This is a genomic window from Bittarella massiliensis (ex Durand et al. 2017) (assembly GCF_017566145.1).
GTDB lineage: Bacteria > Bacillota > Clostridia > Oscillospirales > Ruminococcaceae > Bittarella > Bittarella massiliensis_A.
This window is the reverse complement of sequence record NZ_JABFCL010000411.1, coordinates 1-208: the sequence shown is the minus strand read 5'-3', so window position 1 is coordinate 208 and position 208 is coordinate 1. Positions and strand designations below refer to the sequence as shown.

General features: G+C 35.6%; 1 pseudogene. It reads left to right on the top strand.

The window, feature by feature from the left end:
- Positions 1–208, top strand: a pseudogene (locus HJY11_RS14860) (class I SAM-dependent methyltransferase); the annotation flags it as partial.

The window sequence follows — 208 nt, the reverse complement described above, 5'->3', positions numbered from 1 at the left end:
GTTTCACTATGTAGCAGATTATGAGATTTTAGTAAAAAAGATATATAGAATACTGAAGTCTGGTGGTAAGCTAGTTTTTACGGTTGAACATCCTGTTTTTACTGCCTATGGAACACAAGACTGGCATTATAACGAAAAGGGAGAAATATTGCATTTTCCGGTGGATAATTATTATTATGAGGGCAAACGGACAGCTGTGTTTTTGGGA